At 55.0% G+C, this 5,674-nt stretch carries 6 protein-coding genes; 1 reads left to right on the top strand and 5 read right to left on the bottom strand.

Annotation, left to right across the window (positions count from 1 at the left end):
- The 3 genes from RMSM_RS10430 to mnmC2 form a co-directional block, all read right to left on the bottom strand.
- A partial coding sequence (locus RMSM_RS10430; RefSeq protein WP_008695172.1) for a cache domain-containing protein occupies positions 1-1,468 on the bottom strand: 1,468 nt, incomplete at its 3' end.
- Positions 1,468-2,064, bottom strand: coding sequence for an ECF-type sigma factor (locus RMSM_RS10425; RefSeq protein WP_008695171.1), 597 nt, complete (start codon positions 2,062-2,064; stop codon positions 1,468-1,470). The genes RMSM_RS10425 and RMSM_RS10430, both read right to left, overlap by 1 nt.
- Before the next feature lie 146 nt (positions 2,065-2,210).
- Positions 2,211-3,005 (bottom strand): tRNA (5-methylaminomethyl-2-thiouridine)(34)-methyltransferase MnmC2, encoded by a 795-nt coding sequence (gene mnmC2 / locus RMSM_RS10420; protein ID WP_040765367.1) that lies wholly within the window; start codon positions 3,003-3,005, stop codon positions 2,211-2,213.
- A gap of 609 nt (positions 3,006-3,614) precedes the next feature.
- Here mnmC2 and RMSM_RS10415 point away from each other — a divergent pair.
- The gene (locus tag RMSM_RS10415) at positions 3,615-4,412 is read left to right on the top strand and encodes a hypothetical protein (RefSeq protein ID WP_008695168.1); all 798 of its coding nucleotides are present in this window, start codon (positions 3,615-3,617) and stop codon (positions 4,410-4,412) included.
- A 189-nt stretch (positions 4,413-4,601) separates the two neighbouring features.
- On the opposite strand, the gene RMSM_RS10410 is transcribed toward RMSM_RS10415, so the two are convergent.
- The gene (locus RMSM_RS10410; protein ID WP_008695167.1) at positions 4,602-5,306 is read right to left on the bottom strand and encodes a DUF8091 domain-containing protein; all 705 of its coding nucleotides are present in this window, start codon (positions 5,304-5,306) and stop codon (positions 4,602-4,604) included.
- 35 nt (positions 5,307-5,341) lie between these two features.
- The coding region (locus tag RMSM_RS10405) for an orotate phosphoribosyltransferase (protein WP_040765366.1) at positions 5,342-5,674 on the bottom strand (333 nt) is incomplete at its 5' end.

The following is a 5,674-nucleotide window of genomic DNA, read 5'->3' as shown; positions in this document are numbered from 1 at the left end:
CTCTCCTAGCGTAATTTGAATACGGATCGAGCCGCACTAGAGATTCGCCCAAGGTTGCCGACGATGCAGATTCGGTCAACGGCAGCGATCGACGAACCAGTTGGTCGCGAATGCTGTCGGTGATCACGGCGCCGGGATCACTGACTCGCAAACTTGCCACGATCGTGTCGGGATCCATGTCGAATTGCGAACGATGGAACAAGCTTGCCGCATGAGGACTGACGCTGATCATTTTCCCATCACGGTTGATCGCATAAATGTCCAATCCGCTCGTCACACTGCTCTCATGAAACAATTCATTGAACTCTTTGAACAGCCCAATGCTGTTGACAAGCAATGCGGCGACGACTTCGGAATTTTCATCGCGAATGGGGACAATACACGCCATCATCGGCTCGATGGATTCGTCGGCGGTGCCAACTTCGACCTCCGTTAGACTGGCCGGACCGTCGCCTCGATCGGGACCGTAAACGACCGTTTCACCACGCAGCACTCGAGCGACGTCCGATGTGCCGCTGGGGATCACCGGCTGACCGAGGTCGGAATGATCCTCACGCCAACTGGCGATCGTCGTGAAGGACTGATTCCAGACAACGAACTTGACGTCTGGTTTTCCCGACAAAACTTTTAGTTCACTAAGAATTTGGGCTGCCAATGGGGAAGATTCGGCAACATCAAGTTTCGATTTGCGATCACTCAGTTCGACCAAACCGAGGATCGAATCACGAATTAACGATTGGCGAGCCCAGGATTGGACCAGTTGTGCTTTGTCGTCAAGGAACCGACCGGTCGCCAATTCAACGCTGTTGCTGACGCCAGTCAATTCGTTGCGAAGCGCCAATTGGACGCTGTCAGAAACACTGTGGTAGGTCAAATAACCAACAACCAGCGTGGGCAGCACCGCAGCCAACCACAACCAACCCGAATTGATACGCCGCGCCCGACGCGATTTGCTGGCCAGCAGCAATTCGCTCGGCGACGTACGATCCTTTGACCCCCTCGACTCGAAATCTTTGGGCGAAGCGTGTGTGCGTTCCGCCCCACGTTGGGTGATCTCGGACGCAGAGACCTTTTTCTCACCCCGCTTGGTGTCCAATGGATCGGGTTGCGATGGTTTTGTGCGTGATGATTTTTTGCGTGATAACTTTTTGCGGGGAGGATAAGTCAGCTCGGATGTCGAAGGAACCTTCGTCGCCTCGGCCGCACGACGTGGTTCCGCTTTCTCAACCGCGTCTTCCAATACGTCCACCGGTTGCCCCAATTCGCGAGGAGCGGGAACCGGCAATGCTTTTGCTCCCTCACGCTGTGCGTGTTCCGCGTCATGCTCGCCGAGCAACGACAGAACCTCAGCCATCAGTTCCTTGTCGTCCCCAATTTCATTCTCGAGAAAATTTTGTCGCGCTGGCCCGGAGAGTTCGTCAGCCGCAAAAAAAAGGTCTCGGACACGAGCGTAACGATCGGCATTCATCAATCCGATTCAGACTCCGTGCTTGAATCGCCGCCATCCTCGTCACCACGTCGCAACTCGCGACGCATCCAAGCGCGAGCCATCGCCCAATCTTTCTCGATCGTCCGTAGACCGATATTCATTTCAGCGGCGATTTCACGCATCGTGAGCCCTCCGAAAAACCGCAGCTCGACGATCCGTGCCTGACGCTGATTGAGGGTCGCAAGCATATTCAGCAGATCATCCAGAGCCACCACATCGTCATCGCGGCTGAGCTGAAACGTGACTTCGTCGGTCAACAACCGTCGCTCCCAACCCCCGCCGCGTTTTTGCGACCGCACTTTGCGAGCATGGTCGACCAATATCCGCCGCATCACCGTAGCCCCGATGGCAAAGAAGTGCGTTTTGCCTTGCCAATTGATCCGCGATTGATCCACCATCCGCATATAGGCTTGGTGGACCAACGACGACGAACTGAGTCGCTGTCGCATCGGCTCGTGCTGCAAAAATCGACCTGCTAATCGCCGCAGGTCGTCATACATCAACGTAAACAACCGGTCCGTTTCCCCCGGTTGCCCTTTGACGCTTTTTTCGACGAGTTCGTTTATACCATTCATAAGTTCTGGCCTGAGCCCAATATATCAACCGTGATTCGGATTCGCCATCGAGTAAATCGATTTGCCAGCATCGCGAACCGCTCACTACGGACGCTTGAGGCAACCGCAGCCGTACCCCAACCGGGACCGAGCCAGACCTCCCCATTCTACTGCCGCAGCGCGACCAAGACCTCTCGTTTCCCACCTTCGGGGCCGCGAATTTTACGAACTTCAAATCCGACTGACGTCAAACGGTCTCTCACCTCCCGTTTCACACAATAGGTGACCAGACGACCTCCCGTGTTCAGCACCTTGTACATCAATCCGAGCATTGGTGTCTGCCATAGCTCAGTATTGGTATCAGGCGCAAAGGGATCAAAATAGATTGCATCAAAAGGTTGACCGTCATATTGCCATCGCAACGCGTCGACCACCTGTACCTGAACGACCTGTTCGGGTCCGGCTTGCCAGCGAAACACAGGTGCTGCCCCCGAATCGTGGAGCTCGCCCAACCCGCCGCACTGATGCTGGCCACCGCTTGATCGTGCGTCCTGGTCGACCGTGGATCGCCAACGCAGATAGTCCGAAACGACGGCGGGATTGTCGACCCAAGACTCCGGCGCAAGGCTGCGGATCACCCCCGCGGACAACCAATCGTATTCAAGCGCGAAATATTCTAGCGGGGTTCCGTGCTGGACCGCTTGATCCAGCGTGACAAACATTCCCATCGCGGTCCCCAGCCCAATTTCCAAGACACGGGTGGCTCGGTGCATTGACAATCGCTCCGCGACGCCGCTGTTGAGCAAATAGACGTGCCGCGTCTCCGAGAGCGCCCCGGAAGAACTGTGATAGCTGTCCCCTGTCGCCTTATTGATCAGTGTACGGCTGCCATCGTCGGTCACTTCGATTTCAAGACGCGGGTCCTGACACGGCAATCGAACTCGAGTTCCCCGTTGATTCATCCTCAAATCGACTCCCATTAAGTAAATAGTCTTCGGGATACCGAAAACCAGGAATGCCCCCCCTCTTTATTTAGTGCGCATTCTTGCGCGTCACTTCGAGGATGGCAAGCAGTAGCAGGCTGCCCCCTTAGTTTCCGCATCGGCCTCCGAGCGGCTTCATGGGCGTCAAAAGTTTGGTTGCCCCCCGCATCCGCCATGACCCCAACTCGCAAATCAAACGCAAAAAACGCGTAAAACTCGGCACTCCATTGACTTTCAAACAATTTTCACAGCCTCATCTCCAACGTTCCGGGATGTAGCTTCCAGACGACAAAGGGGTCAGAAAGCTACCTAGACAATCCGCACTGAACCGCCCCCCCCGAATTATAGGCGCAAAGAACGCGCAAAGTGCGATTTACGGATCGCAAACTATTGAGAAGCGCCCCAATTTCTGTTTTCATAACTTTGGTTAAGCATTTTCACGGCTCGTGGACCGACGTCACTTGAACCTCTGCACTGGGACATTTGACATCACCTGAGCGTATCTGATCTCTTATCGAACAGTTTCCATGCCTACAAAACTCCCTACGACGATTACGAAAAAGACTTGGAAAACTTCCGGATGCGGAATTGGCAAATCATGCAGGATTGCCGATTGAGGCAATCCAAGCGGCCCGGCAGGTTCGCGGCATCATTCCACATGGCTGGACAAAGTGGACCAAGAAGAACATCGCTTTACTTGGCACCCAATCGGATGTCGACATCGCCGCCAAATTGGGTGTGACGAAGACCGCCGTTTCGCGAAAACGTGCGCAGCTGGGGATCGAGCCCTTCGGATACTCGCGTAAACAGTTGCGACACCGTTGGACCAAACCTCAATTGAAGTGGCTAGGCAACATTTCCGACGCAGAGATTGGACGCCGCCTGGATCTCGATGCCACGACGGTAGCATCAAAACGTGAATCGCTTGGGATCGCGCCGATTCGCAAGGGACGTCCGGCGCGTAAATGGTCCAAGCGAGAACTCGGATGGCTCGGCAAACTGTCGGACGCAGAGATCGCCCGGCGAATGAAAATCGGCCGACGCAAAGTGATCGCGAAGCGTCAATCGCTTGGAATCGAAAATCCCACGGTCGCGGCAACCGAAGCGCGTTGGACCCCCGAAGTGATCAAGATGCTCGGCAAAATTCCTGACTCCAAAGTCAGCGAGAAAACCGGGATTCCGGTGAGTGCAATTAGCGGCTACCGAAGTCGTCACGGAATTCGCATCAACGGAGCACGTCACACTTGGACTCCCGAAGAGATCAAGATGTTGGGCAAGATTCCGGACGAGGAAATTGCCAAGAAACTTGGCATCAAAAAGGCGACCATCGCGACAAAACGCCGCCGGCTGAAAATCAGTGCTCCCTCGAGCAACGGCCGCGGGTAGAACCGCGAGACAATTTCATAGCGAAACTCGCAGAGAGTTTTGGTTTTTGCTCGCGTGGCCGAAAGTCTTTGCGACTTTCGCTACCGTGAATTCGCGTTTTCCTTATCGGGAAAATGCATCACTGCAATTGCTAAAGCAGCGAACACACGGAAACACTCCTTCCTCGCTGTTAATTGCTAAACCCCATGACTACGCCGCTTTGCGTTCGTAGATGATTCCGCTGCGACGCCGCGCCACCATGTCGATCGCCGACATATGCTTCAGCGTGTAGGCGATCTTCTGGGCCACCCAGCGGGGACGATCAATCCAACCGGCCAAGTCCGAGGTATTGAACGCGGTCGTGCCTTCGGGGACATTGACCAAAGTCAATAGATCATCAACCGAGCGAAACTCGTGAGTCGACTCGATCAACTCGAGTCCCACGTCATGCACCTTGTAATCCTTGCGTCGCCGGCCACGCCGACGTTTGCTTGGGATGCGAGTCTCGATCACTTGGACCATCGGCACCTCCAACACGAGATTGGGGTGCGGAAAGACTCGCGTGAAGTAGATCAGATCCTCAAAGACTTCGAGGATATCGCCGCGTTTGGGACTCATCCGTCTCGACGTGATTGCACCCCCCGCCTGTTTCGCCTTGGCAATCCGCGTCCGCCACACGACCGGCTTGACCACACGAAGCTTGTGCCGTGCCAACAACTTTTGCGACTTGTCACGAATCGCCGATAGTGAAGCACATTGGATCTCGATCAGCTCATCGTCACGAATCGCATCGATACGGTAATCACCGAGTACAACTTCCGTACTGGCTTCGTCAGGGGCGTAACAGCGTTTAAGTTGTTGGTGCAGTGATGTTTCCAAGGTTCGCTCCGCAACCAACGTGAATCCATTCGTCAATCACGCCAATCTTCGTGCCGATTGGCGGTGTCCATCTATTCCGGCACGATGCCGAAATCGCGAATCGTCGTCAGCACCTTTAACTCGAGCCCTTTAGCGGCAAAGGCTTCAGCCCCTCCGGCCAATCGATCGATGATGCCGATCACGTATTCGACTTTCAATCCGAATGCCTCGGCTGCCTCGACGGCCTTAATCGCACTGCCACCACTGGTGATCACGTCTTCAACGATGACAACACGTTGGCCCGGTTCGACAGGCCCTTCGACCTGTTTTCCCATGCCGTGACCTTTGGGCTCTTTGCGAACCATAAAACCTTTGAGCGGTAAGTCGCGCTGGCCGGCGACCGTCACAATCGCCGCGGTGATTGG

Source organism: Rhodopirellula maiorica SM1, assembly GCF_000346295.1.
GTDB classification, from domain to species: Bacteria; Planctomycetota; Planctomycetia; order Pirellulales; family Pirellulaceae; genus Novipirellula; species Novipirellula maiorica.
Note: the sequence above shows the minus strand (reverse complement) of the source record. Positions and strands in the feature narration are given on the sequence as shown.

What these genes read in the sequence shown, in the direction of transcription:
- RMSM_RS10425 (WP_008695171.1), bottom strand. Translation starts at nt 2,064, where the DNA reads ATGAATGGTATAAACGAACTCGTCGAAAAAAGCGTCAAAGGGCAACCG.
- mnmC2 (WP_040765367.1), bottom strand. Translation starts at nt 3,005, where the DNA reads ATGAATCAACGGGGAACTCGAGTTCGATTGCCGTGTCAGGACCCGCGT.